The 17124-nt window shown below is 70.0% G+C and carries 15 protein-coding genes and 1 tRNA gene; 9 read left to right on the top strand and 7 right to left on the bottom strand.

What is annotated here, in order from left to right; genetic code table 11:
• The first annotated feature begins 144 nt into the window (after positions 1-144).
• The gene (locus L8951_RS06360; RefSeq protein ID WP_244382157.1) at positions 145-1935 is read left to right on the top strand and encodes an aminopeptidase P family protein; all 1791 of its coding nucleotides are present in this window, start codon (positions 145-147) and stop codon (positions 1933-1935) included.
• Here L8951_RS06360 and L8951_RS11520 read toward each other — a convergent pair.
• Complete coding sequence (locus L8951_RS11520; protein ID WP_265535950.1) at positions 1932-2060, bottom strand: hypothetical protein; 129 nt, start codon at positions 2058-2060, stop codon at positions 1932-1934. The genes L8951_RS06360 and L8951_RS11520 overlap by 4 nt on opposite strands.
• A gap of 93 nt (positions 2061-2153) precedes the next feature.
• Between L8951_RS11520 and L8951_RS06365 the strand changes: the two genes are divergently transcribed.
• Positions 2154-2228: transfer RNA gene (locus tag L8951_RS06365), tRNA-Thr, on the top strand.
• 26 nt (positions 2229-2254) lie between these two features.
• On the opposite strand, the gene L8951_RS06370 is transcribed toward L8951_RS06365, so the two are convergent.
• The gene (locus tag L8951_RS06370; RefSeq protein ID WP_244382158.1) at positions 2255-2746 is read right to left on the bottom strand and encodes a hypothetical protein; all 492 of its coding nucleotides are present in this window, start codon (positions 2744-2746) and stop codon (positions 2255-2257) included.
• A 112-nt stretch (positions 2747-2858) separates the two neighbouring features.
• Here L8951_RS06370 and L8951_RS06375 point away from each other — a divergent pair, with 112 nt between their 5' ends.
• The 6 genes from L8951_RS06375 to L8951_RS06400 all read left to right on the top strand — a co-directional run bounded on the left by L8951_RS06375 (position 2859) and on the right by L8951_RS06400 (position 7990).
• Entirely contained in the window at positions 2859-3251 is a 393-nt protein-coding gene (locus L8951_RS06375; RefSeq protein WP_244382159.1) for a DUF202 domain-containing protein, read from the top strand.
• A gap of 9 nt (positions 3252-3260) precedes the next feature.
• A complete protein-coding gene (locus L8951_RS06380) occupies positions 3261-3467 on the top strand; it encodes a hypothetical protein (RefSeq protein WP_244382160.1) in 207 nt (68 codons plus the stop codon).
• A gap of 77 nt (positions 3468-3544) precedes the next feature.
• The gene (gene hmgA, locus L8951_RS06385) at positions 3545-4831 is read left to right on the top strand and encodes a homogentisate 1,2-dioxygenase (protein ID WP_244382161.1); all 1287 of its coding nucleotides are present in this window, start codon (positions 3545-3547) and stop codon (positions 4829-4831) included.
• Positions 4821-6119, top strand: a complete 1299-nt coding sequence (gene fahA, locus L8951_RS06390; protein ID WP_244382162.1) for a fumarylacetoacetase — start codon at positions 4821-4823, stop codon at positions 6117-6119. Before hmgA ends, fahA begins: the two co-directional genes overlap by 11 nt.
• Entirely contained in the window at positions 6116-6595 is a 480-nt protein-coding gene (locus L8951_RS06395) for a DUF4126 domain-containing protein (RefSeq protein ID WP_244382163.1), read from the top strand. The genes fahA and L8951_RS06395 overlap by 4 nt, the downstream gene beginning before the upstream one ends.
• A 57-nt stretch (positions 6596-6652) precedes the next feature.
• Positions 6653-7990 carry an ABC1 kinase family protein gene (locus L8951_RS06400; protein ID WP_244382164.1) on the top strand — a complete coding sequence of 446 codons (1338 nt, stop codon included), beginning with the start codon at positions 6653-6655 and terminating at the stop codon, positions 7988-7990.
• Here L8951_RS06400 and L8951_RS06405 read toward each other — a convergent pair.
• The 4 genes from L8951_RS06405 to L8951_RS06420 form a co-directional block, all read right to left on the bottom strand.
• Positions 7970-8917: a ketopantoate reductase family protein gene (locus L8951_RS06405; RefSeq protein ID WP_244382165.1), complete on the bottom strand. Its 948-nt coding sequence runs from the start codon at positions 8915-8917 to the stop codon at positions 7970-7972. The two genes, L8951_RS06400 and L8951_RS06405, sit on opposite strands and share 21 nt — an antisense overlap.
• 121 nt (positions 8918-9038) lie before the next feature.
• Complete coding sequence (locus L8951_RS06410) at positions 9039-10352, bottom strand: sugar MFS transporter (protein WP_244382166.1); 1314 nt, start codon at positions 10350-10352, stop codon at positions 9039-9041.
• Between the two features lie 126 nt (positions 10353-10478).
• Positions 10479-11726, bottom strand: coding sequence for an MFS transporter (locus L8951_RS06415; RefSeq protein ID WP_244382167.1), 1248 nt, complete (start codon positions 11724-11726; stop codon positions 10479-10481).
• Positions 11723-12769, bottom strand: a complete 1047-nt coding sequence (locus L8951_RS06420; RefSeq protein WP_244382168.1) for a LacI family DNA-binding transcriptional regulator — start codon at positions 12767-12769, stop codon at positions 11723-11725. The genes L8951_RS06415 and L8951_RS06420 overlap by 4 nt, the downstream gene beginning before the upstream one ends.
• 246 nt (positions 12770-13015) lie before the next feature.
• Here L8951_RS06420 and L8951_RS06425 point away from each other — a divergent pair, with 246 nt between their 5' ends.
• On the top strand, positions 13016-15400 hold the full coding sequence (locus L8951_RS06425; protein ID WP_244382169.1) for a glycoside hydrolase family 3 protein: 2385 nt from the start codon (positions 13016-13018) through the stop codon (positions 15398-15400).
• Positions 15401-15508: 108 nt separating this feature from the next.
• On the opposite strand, the gene L8951_RS06430 is transcribed toward L8951_RS06425, so the two are convergent.
• Positions 15509-17011, bottom strand: coding sequence for a tryptophan halogenase family protein (locus tag L8951_RS06430; protein ID WP_244382170.1), 1503 nt, complete (start codon positions 17009-17011; stop codon positions 15509-15511).
• Between the last annotated feature and the right edge of the window lie 113 nt (positions 17012-17124).

Genomic DNA, 17124 nt, shown 5'->3' on the forward strand with positions numbered 1-17124 from the left:
TGTTGAGCGCGGCCAGTCCGAGGCCGACCGCGAGGAGGCGACGTTTCATCGGCTTTGCTCCTTCACTTTCTGGCCAGCGACACTAGGTGCTATGCGAAGCCTTGCAACCCGATTTCGCCCGATGGACGGGCCACAGGAGATAAGATGTCGACCCATGCCGATCGCCTCGCCGCGCTGCGCACGCAGCTGAAGGACGATGCCCTCGACGGCTTCGTCGTGCCGCTGACCGACGAACATATGAGCGAATATGTCGGCAGCTACGCGCAGCGGCTGGCGTGGCTGACCGGCTTCGATGGGTCGGCAGGGGCGGCCGCGGTGTTGCCCGAGGAGGCGGCGATCTTCACCGACGGGCGCTATACCATCCAGGTCCGCAACCAGGTCGACGGCGAGCTGTTCAGCTACGAGGACGTGCCGCAGACGAGCATCGCGCAGTGGCTCGCCACCCATGCCCCCGAGGGCGGGCGGATCGGCTATGATCCGTGGCTGCACACGCGCGCGTGGGTCAAGGCGGCGACCAAGGCGCTGGCCGACAAGGGCGCGCAGCTGGTCGCGGTCGAGCGCAACCCGATCGACCAGGTGTGGATCGACCGCCCGGCGCGCTCGAGCGCGCGGCTCGAACCCTATTCGCAGAACCTTGCGGGGCGGTCGAGCGCGAGCAAGCGCGAGGACATCGCGCGCTGGCTCGAGGCCGAGGGCGCGACGGCGACCGTGATCGCGGCGCTCGATTCGATCGCGTGGACGCTCAACGTGCGCGGGTGCGACATCGTCCACACCCCCGTCGCGCTCGCCTTCCTGATCGTCCACGACGATGCCAGCGCCGACCTGTTCATCGACACCGAGAAGGCCGATGATGCGCTGCGCAACCATCTCGGCGAGGCGGTGCGGATCCACCCGCGCGCCGATTTCGAGGCGCATCTCGAGAAGGGGTACGCGGGCAAGACGGTCGCGGTCGACCCCGAGCGTTCGGTCGCCGCGATCGAGATGGCGCTCGAGCGCGGCGGCGCGCGGGTGCTCGCGCGGCGCGACCCGGCGGTGCTGCCCAAGGCGATCAAGAACGAGGCCGAGATCGCGGGTCATCGCGCCGCGCAGGAACGCGACGGGGCGGTGATCGCCAAGTTCCTCAAGTGGCTCGACGAGGAAGCGCCCAAGGGCGGGCAGGACGAGCTGTCGGTCGCCGCCAAGCTGTACGAACTGCGCGAGGCGACGGGCGAACTGCGCGACCTGTCGTTCGACACCATCTCGGGCGCCGGCGCCAATGGCGCGCTGCCCCATTATCGCGTCGACGAGGCCTCCAGCGCCAAGCTCGAGATGAACTCGATCTACCTCGTCGATTCGGGCGGGCAATATCTCGACGGCACCACCGACATCACCCGCACCGTCATCATCGGCACCCCCACCGCCGAGATGATCGATCGCTATACCCGCGTCCTCAAGGGCCATATCGCGATCGCCCGCGCGCGCTTTCCCGAGGGCATCTCGGGCGGGCGGCTCGACAGCTTCGCGCGCCAGTATCTGTGGGAGATCGGCGAGGATTATGCGCATGGCACCGGGCACGGGGTCGGCGCCTTCCTCGCGGTGCACGAGGGGCCGCAGCGGATCTCGCCGCCGGGCGGGGCCTATGCCGGCGCCGACGAACCGCTGCGCGAGGGCATGATCCTGTCCAACGAGCCGGGCTTCTACAAGGAAGGCGCCTATGGGATGCGGATCGAGAACCTCGTACTCGTCGTCGCGCACGAGGTCGAGGGGCGCCGCGTGCTCGGCTTCGAGACGCTGACCTTCGCGCCGCTCGATCGCCGGCTGATCGACAAGGGCATGCTGACCCCCGAGGAGATCGCGTGGGTCGACGAATATCACGCCGAGGTCGCCGCGAAGATCGGCCCGCAGCTCGAGGGCGACGAACGCGCCTGGCTCGAGGCGCAGTGCGCGCCGCTCTAGTCGCCTGATTCGGCAGGTTTTTTCGAGTCGCCCGCCTGCGCCTTCGCCTGCCCCTTGCGGCGGCGCAGGTTGGCGCGCAGCGCCTCGGCCAGCCGTTTCGCCTTGTCGTCCGGTTGCTCGCTCATGGGGGCAATCGCTAAAACAGCGACGGCGGCTTGCCAAGATGCTTGACAGGTCCCGGTGCTTTGGCGATAGGGCCGCCCGTTCCCGCTAGAGATGCTGCCGTAGCTCAGGGGTAGAGCACTCCCTTGGTAAGGGAGAGGTCGAGAGTTCAAATCTCTCCGGCAGCACCAGCGAGCCTTCCCGACACCAGGCGCCATCAGACCTCGTCATGCGGGGTGATCGAGGCGATCACCGTGCGCAGCGTGCGGTAGAGCATCACCACCGTCGTCGCGAGCAGCGCGATCACCAGCACGGTGAGCGCGAACAGGAGGTCGTAGAGCCGCGAGAACCAGTCGGCCGGGAGCTTTTCGAATTCGCCGATCGGGAAGACCAGCGCGAGCAGGAGCGTCAGGCTGGCGATCAGCGAGATGGTGGCGAATTGCGACACCCGGTCGATCGTGCGCCAGACGGCAAGGTCGAAATCCTCGTCGAGCCGCTTGATCATCCCGCTCAGCGTCAGCATCAGCGCGAGGATCGTGGCCGAGGCGGTCGCCGCCGCCGAGCCGAGGTAGAGCCCCGAGGAGGCGAGCGTCTCGACCAGCTGGAGCGCCTCGCCGGTCGAATAGACCGTGCCGATCGCCCAGCGCGCGAGAAACCCGAGCGTGACGAAGATCGTGAAGGCGGCGATCGACCAGGGACAATGGCGCATGCCCCCTCCAACGAGGCGCGCGAGGTCGCCGTTCCCGGCGCCCGTCGTCATCGCGCAGACGAAACGATCGCCCCCGCCGAACCGTTGGGGGATCGGAAAGGAGGCCGGCCCGATGGTGGGAGGCGCCGACAGCAAGGATCGCTCGAACCACGAGCTGGCCGAGGATCGGACCGACCTCGCCGAGGATCGCACGATCATGGCGGTCGAGCGGACGATGGCGAGCTGGATGGGATCGGGCATGGGGCTGATCGGCCTCGGGCTCGGGCTGCGCGCCCTGTTCGGCGCGTTCGAGCCGGCGTGGGTACCCAAGGCGATGGCGACCTTCTTCATGCTGCTCGCGATCCTCGTCGTGCAGGGCGCCAAGCGGCGGATGTGTTCGGCGATCAACCGGATGAGCGCCAACTGGGTGCAGGAACCCTCGACCAAGGGCATGGAATTGGTCGCCACCGGCATCTCGGCGGGGGCGGTGATGGTGGCGGTCGGCATCTGGCTCTTTTTCGGCTAGGGAGGCGGCATGAACGATGCCGACGACAACGACCTCCATGTCGAGGGATCGGAGCGATCGATGGTGGCGCTGATCATCCTCTTCGCCGCGATCCTGCTCCTCCTCGTCTTCCTGTTCCGCAGCGAACTGGGGATCGAGATCCCCGCGGTGGCGGTCGAGGTGCCCGCGGCGGTGCCCGACGGCGCCTATTCGGCGGACGACCGGCCGGCCCGCTGAGCGCGCCCGCGCAGCGGCTCCCGTTGACAGGAGGCGCGGCAAACGCCACCCCTCGCCGCTTCAGGACAGGAGGAACGATGGCGCGCGATACCCTTACCGGCTTTGGCTCCCACGTCGAAACCGAGGCCGTCGACGGCGCGCTGCCGATCGGGCGCAACAGCCCCCAACGGCCCGCCTACGGGCTTTACGCCGAGCAATTCTCGGCGAGCGCCTTCACCATGCCCCGGCACGAGAACCGCCGCAGCTGGCTCTATCGGCTGCGCCCGACCGCCGACCATCCGCCCTATGCGCCCTATCGGGGCAACGGCCTCGTGACCGCGACCGGCAGCGACCAGCCGCTCGCGCCCAACCGGCTGCGCTGGGACCCGCCCGCGCTGGCCGGGGGCAACGACTTCGTCGACAGCCTCGCGACCATGCTCGCCACGCGCGATCCCGCCGACCTCAGCGGGGTGGCGCTGCACGTCTACCGCGCCGACGTGTCGATGACGAACCGCAGCTTCATGGACGCCGACGGCGAGCTGCTCCTCATCCCCCAGCGCGGCGCGCTCCACCTCGTCACCGAGATGGGGCGGCTCGAGGTGCCGCCGGGGCACATCGCGCTGGTGCCGCGCGGGATCCGCTTCCGCGTCGAGGTGCCCGACGGCGGCGCCGGCGGCTATGTCGCGGAGAATTACGGCGCGCCCTTCCGGCTGCCCGACCTCGGGCCGATCGGCGCCAACGGGCTCGCCAACCCGCGCGATTTCGAGATGCCCGCCGCGGCCTATGAGGATGTCGAGGGCGACCACGAGCTGGTCCAAAAGCATGGCGGGCGGCTGTGGACGACCACGCTCGATCACAGCCCGCTCGACGTCGTCGCCTGGCACGGCAATGTCGCGCCGATGCGCTACGACCTTTCGCGCTTCAACACGATCAACACGGTCAGCTTCGACCATCCCGATCCCAGCATCTTCACGGTGCTGACCAGCCCGTCGGAGACGCCGGGGCGCGCCAATGCCGATTTCGTCATCTTCCCGCCGCGCTGGATGGTCGCCGAGGACACCTTCCGCCCGCCCTGGTTCCACCGCAACGTGATGAGCGAGGCGATGGGGCTGATCCACGGCGAATATGACGCCAAGGCCGAGGGCTTCGCGCCGGGCGGCCTGTCGTTGCACAACATCATGAGCGGGCACGGCCCCGACGTCGACACGTGGAAGAAGGCCAGCGCGGCCGACCTGAAGCCGCACAAGCTGGACGCCACGCTGGCCTTCATGGTCGAGACCTGCTGGCCCTATCGCCCGACCGACTTCGCGCTGGAAAGCGCGCAACCCGATTATGACGAAGCCTGGCAGGGCTTCCCCAAAGCAGAGGTGCCCGATGCAGACTGACCCGACCATTTCGCCCGATCTCGACTGCTGGGTCGAGGGGGCCAACGGCCATCCCGACTGGCCCGTCCAGAACCTGCCGCTCGGGGTCTTCTCGAGCGCCGACGGATTGCCGCGGATCGGCACCGCGATCGGCGACTATGTGCTCGACCTCGACGCGCTGGCGCAGGGCGAACTGATCGCCGACGAGGACGTGCGCGAGGCGCTCCAGCAGCCGATGCTCAACGCGCTGTTCGCGCTCGGCGCCGAGGCGATGAAGGGGCTGCGCGCGCGGCTTTCGCAGCTGCTCACCGACAGCGACTATCGCGCCGCGATCGGCCAGCATCTCATCGCCATGGACGAGGTGGAGATGGAGCTGCCCGCGCTGGTCGGCGACTATACCGACTTCTATGTCGGCATCCATCATGCGACCAATGTCGGCAAGCTGTTCCGCCCCGACAATCCGCTGCTGCCCAACTACAAGCATATCCCGATCGGCTATCACGGGCGCGCCAGCTCGGTGCGCGTGTCGGGCCACCCGGTGGTGCGCCCCTCGGGGCAGAAGCGCCCGAGCGAGGAGGGCGCCGCGCCCACGCGCAGCCCCTCGGCGCGGCTCGACTACGAGCTCGAGATGGGGATCTGGGTGGGCGAGGGCAACGCGCTCGGCGACCCCATCCCGATCGAGGAAGCCGAGAACCATATCGCGGGCTACTGCCTCCTCAACGACTGGTCGGCGCGCGACCTGCAGGCGTGGGAATACCAGCCGCTGGGGCCGTTCCTCGCCAAGAGCTTCCTCACCACCGTGAGCCCGTGGGTGGTGACCCCGCAGGCGCTCGCGCCCTACATGAAGCCGATGCCGCCGCGCCCCGAGGGCGATCCCCAACCGATCGACTATCTGGCGGGCGGGCCCGACAAGGCCGCGCTCGGGATCGCGCTCGAGGTGCTGCTCAGCACCGAGAAGATGCGGCGCGCGGGCGATGCGCCCCACCGCCTCAGCGAAGGCGAGGCGGCGGCGGCGATGTACTGGTCGGCGGCGCAGATCGTCACCCACCATGCCAGCAACGGCTGCAACCTCCAGCCCGGCGACCTGATCGGCACCGGCACGCTCTCGACCGCCGAGGAAAGCGGCTACGGCTCGCTGCTCGAACTGTCGGAGGGCGGCAAGAAGCCGATCAGCCTGCCCAACGGCGAGACCCGCACCTTCCTCGAGGACGGCGACGAGGTCACGCTGCGCGCCCGCGCGGTGGCCGAGGGGCAGCCGGGCATCTCGCTGGGCGAATGCACCGGCCGCGTGCTGCCGGCGCGCGGATGACCCCCGTGCTCGTCCTCGCGCTCGCCCTCGTCGCGGGGCTGCTCAACGGCCCGCGCACCTTCGCGCCGGTCGCGCTGGTCGCTTGGAGCGCCGCCTTCGGCTGGCTCGACGTGGCCGGCACCTGGCTCGGCTGGCTCGGCGCGCCCGCCCCCGCCGCGCTGCTCACGCTGCTGGCGCTGGGCGAGCTCTATGGCGACAAGGTGACGACGCGCTCGCGCACCTGGCTCCCGGGCATGATCGCGCGCGCGGTGATGGGCGCGCTGGTCGGCGCCGGCATCGCGCTCGGCGCGAGCGACCCGGCCCCGGGCGGCTGGGGCGCGCTGCTCGGCGCGCTCGGGGCGCTGGTCGGGACCCCGGCGACCCTGCCGTTGCGGCTGGCGCTGGCCCGGCGCCTGGGCCGCGACCTGCCCGCCGCGCTCATCGAGGATGCCATCGTCATCGGCGGCATCGCGGCGATCATCGCGCTCGTTGCCTGACGCCACCGCCCTAGGGCCGGGGTTGGGTTGGCGCCCGCGCCGCCCCATCTAGGCGGCATGGCCGATCCTGACGACGATCCCCGCGAACGCGCCGTGCCCGCCGGGCGCGCGGCGCGTGTCGGGCAATTCACAAGGCTTGGCCTCGGGGTGGTCGGCGGGATGGTTGGCGAGGGGGCGCGGCGGCTCGCGCGCGGGGAGGGGCTGCGCGCGCGCGACCTCATGCTCACCCCCGGCAATATCGCGCGCGTGACCGAGCGATTGAGCCACCTGCGCGGCGCGGCGATGAAGCTGGGGCAGATGATCTCGATGGACGCGGGCGACCTGCTGCCCCCCGAGCTGGCGGCGATCCTCGGGCGGCTGCGCGAGCAGGCGCATCGCATGCCGCCGCAACAGCTGAACCAGCTGCTCAAGGCCGAATGGGGGCCCGACTGGCGGCGGCGCTTCAAGCGCTTCGAGCCGACCCCGATGGCCGCCGCCTCGATCGGGCAGGTGCACCGCGCCACGTTGCCCGACGGGCGCGCGCTGGCGGTGAAGATCCAATATCCGGGGGTGGCGCAGTCGATCGACAGCGACGTCGACAATGTCGCCACGCTGCTGCGCGTCTCGGGGCTGCTCCCCAAGGCGCTCGACATCGCGCCGCTACTCGAGGCGGCCAAGGCGCAGCTCGCCGAGGAAGCCGATTACGAGCGCGAGGGCGCCCAGCTCGAGGCCTATAAGGCGCGGCTGGCCGATGACCCGCGCTACGTCGTGCCCGGGCTGGTGCCCGAGCTCACCACCCCCAATATCCTCGCGATGGACTTCGTCGAGGGGGTCGGGATCGAGACGCTGCGCGAGGCGCCGCAGGCGCTGCGCGACCGGGTGATGGGCGAACTGATCGAGCTGGTGCTGCGCGAGCTGTTCGAGTTCGGGGTGATGCAGACCGACCCCAATTTCGCCAACTATCGCTTCCAGCCCGAGAGTGGCCGGCTGGTGCTGCTCGATTTCGGCGCGGCGCGGCCGGTCGATCCCGCCATCGCCGATTCCTATGCCAGGATCCTCGCCGCGATCCGCGCCGGGGGCCGCGACGCGGTGCGCGAGGCGTCGGTGGCGGCGGGGTTCGTCAGCCCGATCGCGGCGGACAGGCACCGCGCGCTGATCGACGGCATGATCGACGTTATCGTCACCGAATTCGCCCGCCCCGGGCCGTTCGACTTCGGCGACCGCGGGTTCGTCGCGGGCCTGCGCGAGCAGGGGATTCGGATCGCCGAGGACCGCGAGGCGTGGCACCTGCCACCCGCCGGCACGATCTTCGTCCAGCGCAAGATCTCGGGCACCGCGCTGCTTGCCGCCAACCTCAAGGCGCGGGTCGAGATCCGCCCGCTGATCGACGCCGCGCTACACGAACGCGCCGTCTAGCTGGCGGATCATCCCGAGGAGGGCATCGATCGCGGGGGTGTCGATGCCATGCTCGCGCGCGATCGCGCGCGGCGCGGCGACCAGCGCCTTCCACTCGAGCGGGCGCCCCGCCTCGACGTCCTGCAGCATCGAGGGCTTGAACACCCCCAGCTTGCGGGTGACCTCGAGGCGGTCGTCGACGCTGTCGGCGATGGGACAGCCGATCGCCTCGCCGATGCGGCGGCACTCCTCCATCCCGGTGCGGATGAAGCCGACCAGCTGCTCGTCGTCGAGCAGGCGGTCGACGGTCTGGCGGGTCAGCGCGGACAGCGGGTTGATCGTGAGATTGCCCCACAATTTGTACCAGATGGCGCTGCGGATATGCTCGTCCTGCTCGGCGGGCACCCCGGCCTCGCGGAACAGCCGGACGAGCTCGGTGACGCGCGCCGACTGCGCGCCCGAGGGTTCGCCGAGGAGCAGCTTGTCGGCGGTGCCCACGCGAATCCAGTCGCCCGTCCGGCTGACCGAGGCATGGACCACGGTGCCGATGACGTTGCCGATCGGCACCGCCGCGCGCAGCGAGCCGACGGGATCGACGTCGACCACCGTGGTGTCCTCGAGAAACCAGAAGGGAACCCCGTTCTGCAACGGCAGCACGAGCGTGTCGTCCTTCATGTTGGTGGCGAGCAGCGGCGCGACCTGGGGCAGGTACATCGCCTTGACCGCGAGCAGGATGAGGTCGGGCTTGGGATCGAGCGCGTCCCACACCGGCAGCTCGACCCGCGTCTCCTCCTCGCCCTCCTCGAGGACGATGATCTCGTTGTCGCCGCTGATGCGCTTCGGCTCGCGCAGGATCGCGACCTCGTGGCCCGCGGCCTTGAGGCGTCCGCCGAGCCAGCAGCCGATCGAGCCGGCGCCGATGATCCCGATGAATTTCTTGTCGCTCATGTCCACCCGTCTTGCCTGTGAGGCACAAGCGCCGGGCGCCGCCCCATGTTCCTGCGCGCCACCAAAAAGGGCGCCGCGGTGTGGCCGCGACGCCCCTTTCGATCCGGCTGCCCGGAGACGCCTAGCCGGCGACATACTCCTTGGCCGGGCGACGCGCGTAGATGCCGAAGCCGGCGATGATCGCGTAGCAGGCGATCGGCAGGAACAGCGCGGTGCGCAGGCTGTCGGTCGCATCGGCGATCAGCCCGAACAGCGGCGGCACCACCGCACCGCCGAAGATGGCGATGTTGATGATGCCCGAGCCGTCGGCGGCGCGCGGCCCGAGCTTCTCGCAGGCGAGGCTGAAGATGGTCGGGAACATGATCGAGTTCATCAGGCCGACCGCCAGCAGCGCATAGCCGGCGACGGTGCCGGTGGTGTTGGCGCTGATGAGGATCAGCGCGATCGCGCCGATCGCGTTGAAGGCGAGGATCTTGCCGGGCGAGAAGACGCGCAGCAGCCCCGAGCCGATGAAGCGACCGACCATCGCCCCGCCCCAGTAGAGGCTGATGAGCTTGCCCGCCGACAGTTCGTCGAGCCCGAGCACGCTTTCCTGCATCAGATAGTTGACGATGATCGAGCCGATCGCGACCTCGGCACCGACGTAGAGGAAGATGCTCAAGGCGCCGAAGCCGAAGCGGGTGCGCTTGATCAGGTCGAAGCCCGCGAGCCCCGAGGAGGGCGCATGTTCTTCGCCCTTGAGGCGGTTGCGGAAGACCCAGACCGCGAGCGCGACCAGCGCGATCAGCCCGGCGAGCCCGAGATAGCCCTGCCAGATCGCTTCCGACCCCGCCTGCCGATAGGCGGTGAGTTCGGCGCCTTCGAGTTCGGCGGCGGTCACCTCGGCGAGGCTGCCGAGGATGATGATCGAGCCGACGAAGGGAAAGACGGTGGTGCCGAGCGAGTTGAAGGCCTGCGCGAAGGTGAGGCGGCTGTGCACCGTCCTCTGCGGGCCGAGCAGGCTGATCAGCGGGTTGGCGACGACCTGCACGATGACCACCCCCGAGGCGAGGATGAACAGCGCGAAGAGGAAGACGCCGTAGATCGCGGTCTGGCTCGCCGGGATGAAGAGCAGGCAGCCCACCATCATCGTCAGCAGCCCGATCACCGCGCCCCGCATGTAGCCGACCTTCTTGACCAGCTTGGCGCCGGGGATGCCGATCAGCAGGTAGGCGAGGAAGAAGGCCGACTGCACCAGCAGCGCCTCGAAATAGCTGAGCGTGAACAGCTCCTTCAGCTTGGGGATGATGACGTCATTCAGGGACGTGATCCCGCCGAAGATGAAGAAGAGCGCGAAGACGAAATAGTTCAGCCCCGGCGCGTCGATGCCGACGTCATGTTCGACTTCCGGCCGCGGATCGGTGCTGCTGGCCGCATCGGGCGACACTGAAACCATGGAAAAATCCTCCCCCAAAGAGCTTGCCCCCGACAGGACGCTGCCGGGAAAAGAGCGCGACTGTGAACGATCACAAGGGGCGCGTCCATCCTCTTTGTGCCGTCAAAGCGCTTGTCAGGGAAGGGGTTAGCGGATGGTGCGGATGCGGGTCACCGCCAGCGCGGACAGGACGGTCGCGCCCGCGGCCAGCAGCATCAGGCTGCGCAACGGTGCCCCGCCCAGCGCGCCCGCGGCGAGCGAGAGCGCGAGCGCGGGGGCGATGACCGAGGGCAGGGTGTTGGTGAGGTTCATCATGCCGAGCAGCGCGCCGCGGCGGCGCCGCCCGGCGACGAGGCTCGCCACCATCGCGCTGTCGACCGAGAGGAAGGCGGTGAGCGCGGCGGTGAAGAGCGCGTGCGCGGCGATGACGAGGCCCCAGTGCGGCGCCCAGGCGAGCAGGCCGAGCATCGCCGCCATCACCAGCGCGGTGGCGACCAGCACCGGCTTGCGCGCCCCGAGCGCATCGCTCCACCGCCCCGCCGCGAGCCCGGCGAGGATGGCGAACAGGTTGGAGACCAGCGCGAGCAGCGCGACCGCGGCCGAGGCGGTCTGCGCGCCGAAGCCGCGCGCGCACGACGCGACGCTGTCGACGTAGAGGAAAAGGTAGGAGATCACGCTGACCGCGCCGATCTGCACCAGCAGCCGCGCGATCCAGGCATAAGCGAAATCGCCGCGCAGCAGCTTCCACGCCGCCGCCCCCGGCGCCTCGCCCCGCGGCGCGGTGGCGATGACCGGGGCGCGGGTCCAGCCGACGAGCAGCGGGGCGATGGCGAGCCCGACGAAGGCGGCGACCATCGCGAAGGGCCAGCCCGCATCGCCCGCCGAGACCCAGCCGACGAGGCTGACGGTGAAGCCGGCGAGCGGGAGCATCGCCCCCTGCGCCCCCGCGACCAGCCCCTTGCGCGCGTCGGGGACATAGTCGGCGAGCAGCGCATTCAAGGGCGCGAACAGGATGTTGAAGGCGAACTGGAAGGCGATCATCGCGAGCATCAGCTGCGCCAGCGTCATCGCCCAGCCGAAGGCGGAGAGGCTGGCGAGGACGAGCAGGAGGCCGATGAGGATCTGCGGGCGGCGGGTGCCGATCCGCGCCATCCAGCGATCGCTCCACCAGCCGCCGAGGATGTGCGCGCCGCTCGCCACCAGCCCGCCGACGAGCAGCAGCAGCGACAGGTCGGCGAGCGCGCTGCCCGGGGCCACCGCCTCGACCCGGCGCGGCAGCAGCAGCACCAGCAGCGGCATGAAGGCAGTGAACGCGCCGAGGGTGGCGAGGATGAGGCGGGGTTCGAACCCGCTCGAGTGCAGCGCGGGACCGGGCGCGCGCGGCGGCGCGCTCACCGGCGCCGCGGGCCGGTGGTCTCGCGCACGATCAGCTCGAACGGCAGGACGTGGACCTCCTCCTCGACCTCCTTGCCCTCGGCGCGGTCGATGAGCAGGTCGCACGCCTTGGCCACCATCTCGGCGGTGGGCTGGCGGATCGCCGACAGCGGGGGCACCGAGAAGCGCACGCCGGGCGTGTCCTCGAAACAGAGCAGCGACAGCCGGTCGGGGACCTTGATCCCGCGCCGCCCTGCCTCGCGCAGCACCGCGAACGCCATCTCGTCATTCTCGGCGATGATCGCGCTCGGGCCGTCGCCCTCGTCGAACCAGCGCGCGGCGATGGTCGCCGCCTTGTCGTAGGAAAAGTCGCCCTCCTCGACGCGCGGGGAATGCCCCGCCGTGCGCATCGCCGCCACATAGCCCTCGCGGCGGGCGAGCGAGCCGCGGTAGCGCGCATCGCCCGCGAGCAGCGCGATGTCGGCATGGCCGAGCGCGGTGAGGTGCTCGACCGCCGCGCGCGCCGCGCCCGCCTCGTCCATGTGCACCGAGACGGCGGGAATGTCGGGGTTGGGCAGCCCGATCCGCACGAACGGGCGCGCGCGCTCGCGCAGCTGCGCCGCGAGTGCGGGGTTCTCGCTGTGCGGCTGGGTCAGGATGATGCCGTCGGGCTGGAGGCTGGTGAGGATGCGCTGCATCTGCTGCGCCGCCTGCGTGGGCTCGGTGTCGACGAGTTCGAACAGCATGTGATAGCCGCGCTCCTCGCACGCCATCATCCCGCCATAGAGCATCTGGTCGACCCAGTCGTTGCCGCGTCCGGCGGCCCAGTTCTCGATGGTGCGGGCGCGATCGTTGATCGCCATGATGAGGAAGCTGCGCGCCCCGCCCATGCGCCGCGCGGCGAGGTTGGGGACATAGCCGAGCCGGGCGATCGCCTCCTCGACCCGCGCCTTGGCGTCGGCGCTGACCGAGGGCAACCGGTTGATGACCCGGCTCACCGTCTGGCGCGACACGTTGGCCGCGCGCGCCACGTCCTCGATGGTCACCGAACGCTTACTGCTCATCTGCTCCAAATTCCCCCATGGCTTGCGCCTGTTATCATCCCCGCCGCGAATGGCAAAGCGCGATCGGGTCGCGTGGGGCTTGCCCCTTGTGAACGCTCACACATCTGATACAGCTAGCAGCCGGAGCGAGACCGGTCGCAGGCCGGGATCCTCGCCAGGAGAGAAACACACGGCGGGTGGCCGCGGTCGGGGGTGTACGGACCGATCTGCCGGGTCGCATCGCCGTGGCGCAACAGGAGTGCCCCCATGAGTCGCATCGCCCCTTCGCTCGGCCTTTTGATGGCGGCCACCGCGCTTGCCGGCTGTACCGCCCCGATGACGGGCACCGCCCCCGCCAGCGCGACCACCGCGACAGCCAGCGCGCTCGACGAGGAGGCGTTCGTCGCCGACCTCGTCGCGCGCATGAGCCTCGAGCGCAAGGTCGCGCAGCTGATCCAGCCGCAGATCAACAGCTTCACCCCCGAGGACATGGAGCGCTATCGCTTCGGCAGCTACCTCAACGGCGGCAACGGCGGTCCCTATGGCGACGAGTTCGCCCCCGCCGCCGCATGGCTGCGCTACGCCGAGGAGATGTACGCGGCCTCGGTCCAGCCGCTGCCGGGCGATGAACCGGTGATCCCGACGATGTGGGGGACCGACGCGGTCCACGGCCACACCAATGTCGTCGGCGCCACCATCTTCCCGCACAATATCGGGCTCGGCGCCACCCGCGACCCCGACCTCGTGCGCCGCATCGGCGCGGCGACCGCGACCGAGATCGAGGTGACCGGGATCGACTGGAACTTCTCCCCCACCGTTGCGGTCGCGCGCGACGATCGCTGGGGCCGGACCTACGAGAGCTATTCGGAAGACCCCGCGCTGGTCGCGGCGATGGGTGCCGCGCTGGTCGAGGGGTTGCAGGGGCGCCGCGGCGCCGACGATCGGCTCGGCGAGGGGCGGGTGATTGCCACCGCCAAGCATTTCTTCGGCGACGGCGGGACCGAGCAGGGGGTCGACCAGGGCGACGTCAACGGCGACCTCGAGGAGCTCAAGGCCATCCACGCGGTGCCCTATCCCGCCGCGATCGGCGCCGGGGTCGAGACCATCATGGCGAGCTTCAACTCGATCAACGGGCGCAAGATGCACGGCAACAAGGAGTTGCTGACCGACGTGTTGCGCGGTGAGATGGGGTTCGACGGGCTCGTGGTGGGCGACTGGAACGGCCACCAGCAGGTCGCCGGCTGCACCGTCACCGACTGCCCGCAGTCGCTGCTGGCGGGGCTCGACATCTACATGGTGCCCGACGACTGGAAGGGGCTGATGGACAATCTGGTCGCGCAGGTTCGCGACGGGACCATCCCGATGCAGCGGCTCGACGAGGCGGTCGCGCGCGTGCTGCGGCTCAAGCTGCGCGCCGGGATCCTCGGGCCCGAGGCGGCGCCGCCGTCGGCGCGCGCCAACGCGGGCGAGCTCGACAAGCTCGGGAGCGCCGCGCACCGGGCGATCGCGCGCGAGGCGGTCGCGAAGAGCCAGGTCGTGCTCAAGAACGACGGCGTGCTCCCGCTCGCCCCGGGCACCGACATCCTCGTTGCGGGGCGCGCCGCCGACAGCATCGCACAGGCGGCGGGCGGCTGGACGCTGACCTGGCAGGGCGGCGGCGAGCTCGACAATGACATGTTCCCCGGCGCGACCTCGATCTGGAGCGGGCTCGAGGCGGCGGCGCGCGCGAGCGGCGGCAGCGCCACGCTGTCGCAGGACGGCGACTATGCGACCCGACCCGACGTCGCGGTCGTGGTGTTCGGCGAGGAGCCCTATGCCGAGTTCGCGGGCGACCGCAAGACCATGGTGTTCGGTGACGAGGAGGGGCTCGAGCTGCTCCGCCGCTACGAGGCCGAGGGGATCCCCGCGGTCGCGGTCTTCCTGTCGGGCCGTCCCCTGTGGATGAACCGCGAGATCAACGCCGCCGACGCCTTCGTGGCGAGCTGGCTGCCGGGCGGCGAGGGGGCCGGGGTCGCCGATGTCCTCTACGGGCTGGTGCCCGCGACCGGGCGGCTGTCGTTCAGCTGGCCCGCCGATTGCGGCGGGGCGCCGGTCAACGGTCCCGAGGGAGCGCTCTTCCCGCTCGGCTACGGGCGCGCGCTCGACGAGGTCGCCGCGCTGCCGCGGCTCGACGAGCGCTGCGATCACCTCGATGCCGCGGCGGCGACCTGGTACGCCGACGGGCGGCTCGCGGCGGGGATCAGCGCTACCGCGGGCGGGCGCGACCTGCCCAACCTCGTGGGCGAGGGCGGCGGGGTGGTCGTGCGCGGCTACGACCGCAACCGGCAGGAGGACGCGCGCCTCGTGACCTTCGGCCCGGGCAGCAGCCTGACGCTCGCCGGCCCCGAAGCCGAGGGCGGCTACCGGTTGGTCTACTCGGTCCACGCCGCGCCCGCCGGCGCGGTGCGCATCGGCGTGGGCGACACGACCATTGACGTGACCGAGCAGATGGCGCTCGCGACGGGCAAGGGGGATCGCGAGATCCTGCTCACCGAGGCCTGCCTGCCGGGGCTCGGCGATGCCCTGACCATCAGCAGCGAGGCGCCCTTCCGGATGGTGATCGCCGAGATGTCGCGGGTCGACATGCCCGCGGGCACGGCCTGCTCCTTCTAGGAGGCGCGATCGCTTCGGCCCGCAAGAAGGCCCGCCCTCCGCGACCGGGGGGCGGGCCTTTTCCATGCCGGCGTGCGCCGGGCGGGCCGCGGCGCGCGGGCGAGCGGCCTATTCGGCGGCCATCGCGGCGGGGCAGTAGCGTTCGAGATACTGGTCGTGCGTCGGCATGTTGCCGACGACGTAGCGGATCGACTTGTCGATCCCCTCATATTCCTCGCGCAGCTTGTCGAGGTCGAGGCTGTGCGCCATCGCGCTGGGACGCCCGGGCACGATGCCCTGCCCCATCATCACCGCCACCCAACTGGTCTCGGCGAACAGCTCGTCCTCCTCGCGGAACACTTGCCCGTTGAGGCGGAACAGGTCGATCTTCTCCTGCAGCGTGTCGGGGATGTCCATCGTCCGGCAGTAGTTCCAGAACTCCGAATCGTCGCGCTTGGTCGCCTTGTAATGGAGGATGAGGAAGTCGCGGATGCGCGAGAATTCCTTGCCGAGGAGGCGGTTGAAGGTCTCCTCCTGCGCGGGGGTCACGCCATCGAGGCTGAGCACCCCGGCGAGCTTGGCGATGGCGCTCTGGATGAGGTGGATCGAGGTCGATTCGAGCGGCTCCATGAAGCCTCCCGACAGCCCCACCGCGACGACGTTCTTGTTCCAGAACTTCTTGCGGCGGCCGGTGACGAAGCGCAGGTGGTTGGGCTCGGCCATGACCTCGCCGTCGACATTGTCGAGCAGGATGCGGGTGGCCTCGTCGGCTTCCATGAAGGACGAGCAATAGACGTGGCCGTTGCCGTTGCGGCGCTGCAGGGGCACGCGCCACTGCCAGCCCGCGCTGTGCGCGGTGGCGCGGGTATAGGGCAGGACGGTGCCGTCGCCGCGCGAGGGGATGGCCACCGCGCGGTCGCACGGCAGCCAGTGGGTCCACTCCTCGTAGCCGGTCTCGAGCGCGTCCTCGATCAGCAGCCCGCGAAAGCCCGAACAGTCGATGAAGAAGTCGCCCTCGATCTCGGCACCGTCCTCGAGCGTGACCGAGCGCACGAAGCCGCTTTCGCCGTGCAGGTCGGAGGTGACGATCTTGCCCTCCTTGCGGACCACCCCGCGCGCCTCGGCATAGCGGCGCAGGAAGCGCGCATAGGCGGTGGCGTCGAGATGGTAGGCATAGTTGATCGCGGGCAGTTCGGCGCCCTCGTCCTGGTGCATGAAGCGACGGTGCATCGCCGCCATCGTCTCGGGGCTGAACTGGTGCAGCGGGCGCGTATCGCCGGCCATCCGGTAGCGCATCCAGATCTCGTGGAACGAGACGCTGTCGACCGCATAGCCATAGTTGCCGAAGGGATGGAAGTAGCTGTCGCCGACGCTCTCCCAATTGACGAAGTGGATGCCCAGCTTGAAGCTGCCCTGCACCGCGGCGAGCAGCTCGGCCTCGTCGATCCCGAGCCGGTCGTTGAAGTTGAGGAAGGGCGGGATCGTCGCCTCGCCCACCCCGACCGTGCCGATCAGTTCGGATTCGACCAGCGTGATTTGCATTAGTTGCGACTGCGCCAGCCGCGACAGCGCCGCCGCCGCCATCCAGCCGGCGGTGCCGCCCCCCACGATCACGATCTTCTTGATAGGCATGAACTTCCGGTCCTCTCCACCTGTCACCCGAGCGCAACAGTGGGTCCCCCGCCGTCGCCCTAAGCCCGCGCAAACTAACGGAAAAGCAGCATATTGTGAACGCGCATCTTTTG

Source organism: Sphingomicrobium astaxanthinifaciens (genome assembly GCF_022865105.1).
Classification (GTDB): Bacteria; Pseudomonadota; Alphaproteobacteria; order Sphingomonadales; family Sphingomonadaceae; genus Sphingomicrobium; species Sphingomicrobium astaxanthinifaciens.

Bases quoted from the DNA above. Each gene is read 5' to 3' on its own strand.
- L8951_RS06360 (WP_244382157.1), top strand. From the start codon at position 145: ATGTCGACCCATGCCGATCGCCTCGCCGCGCTGCGCACGCAGCTGAAG.
- L8951_RS11520 (WP_265535950.1), bottom strand. From the start codon at position 2,060: ATGAGCGAGCAACCGGACGACAAGGCGAAACGGCTGGCCGAGGCGCTG.
- L8951_RS06410 (WP_244382166.1), bottom strand. From the start codon at position 10,352: ATGGTTTCAGTGTCGCCCGATGCGGCCAGCAGCACCGATCCGCGGCCG.
- L8951_RS06375 (WP_244382159.1), top strand. From the start codon at position 2,859: ATGGTGGGAGGCGCCGACAGCAAGGATCGCTCGAACCACGAGCTGGCC.
- L8951_RS06370 (WP_244382158.1), bottom strand. From the start codon at position 2,746: ATGCGCCATTGTCCCTGGTCGATCGCCGCCTTCACGATCTTCGTCACG.
- L8951_RS06425 (WP_244382169.1), top strand. From the start codon at position 13,016: ATGAGTCGCATCGCCCCTTCGCTCGGCCTTTTGATGGCGGCCACCGCG.
- L8951_RS06420 (WP_244382168.1), bottom strand. From the start codon at position 12,769: ATGAGCAGTAAGCGTTCGGTGACCATCGAGGACGTGGCGCGCGCGGCC.
- L8951_RS06405 (WP_244382165.1), bottom strand. From the start codon at position 8,917: ATGAGCGACAAGAAATTCATCGGGATCATCGGCGCCGGCTCGATCGGC.
- L8951_RS06400 (WP_244382164.1), top strand. From the start codon at position 6,653: ATGGCCGATCCTGACGACGATCCCCGCGAACGCGCCGTGCCCGCCGGG.
- L8951_RS06380 (WP_244382160.1), top strand. From the start codon at position 3,261: ATGAACGATGCCGACGACAACGACCTCCATGTCGAGGGATCGGAGCGA.
- fahA (WP_244382162.1), top strand. From the start codon at position 4,821: ATGCAGACTGACCCGACCATTTCGCCCGATCTCGACTGCTGGGTCGAG.
- hmgA (WP_244382161.1), top strand. From the start codon at position 3,545: ATGGCGCGCGATACCCTTACCGGCTTTGGCTCCCACGTCGAAACCGAG.
- L8951_RS06395 (WP_244382163.1), top strand. From the start codon at position 6,116: ATGACCCCCGTGCTCGTCCTCGCGCTCGCCCTCGTCGCGGGGCTGCTC.
- L8951_RS06430 (WP_244382170.1), bottom strand. From the start codon at position 17,011: ATGCCTATCAAGAAGATCGTGATCGTGGGGGGCGGCACCGCCGGCTGG.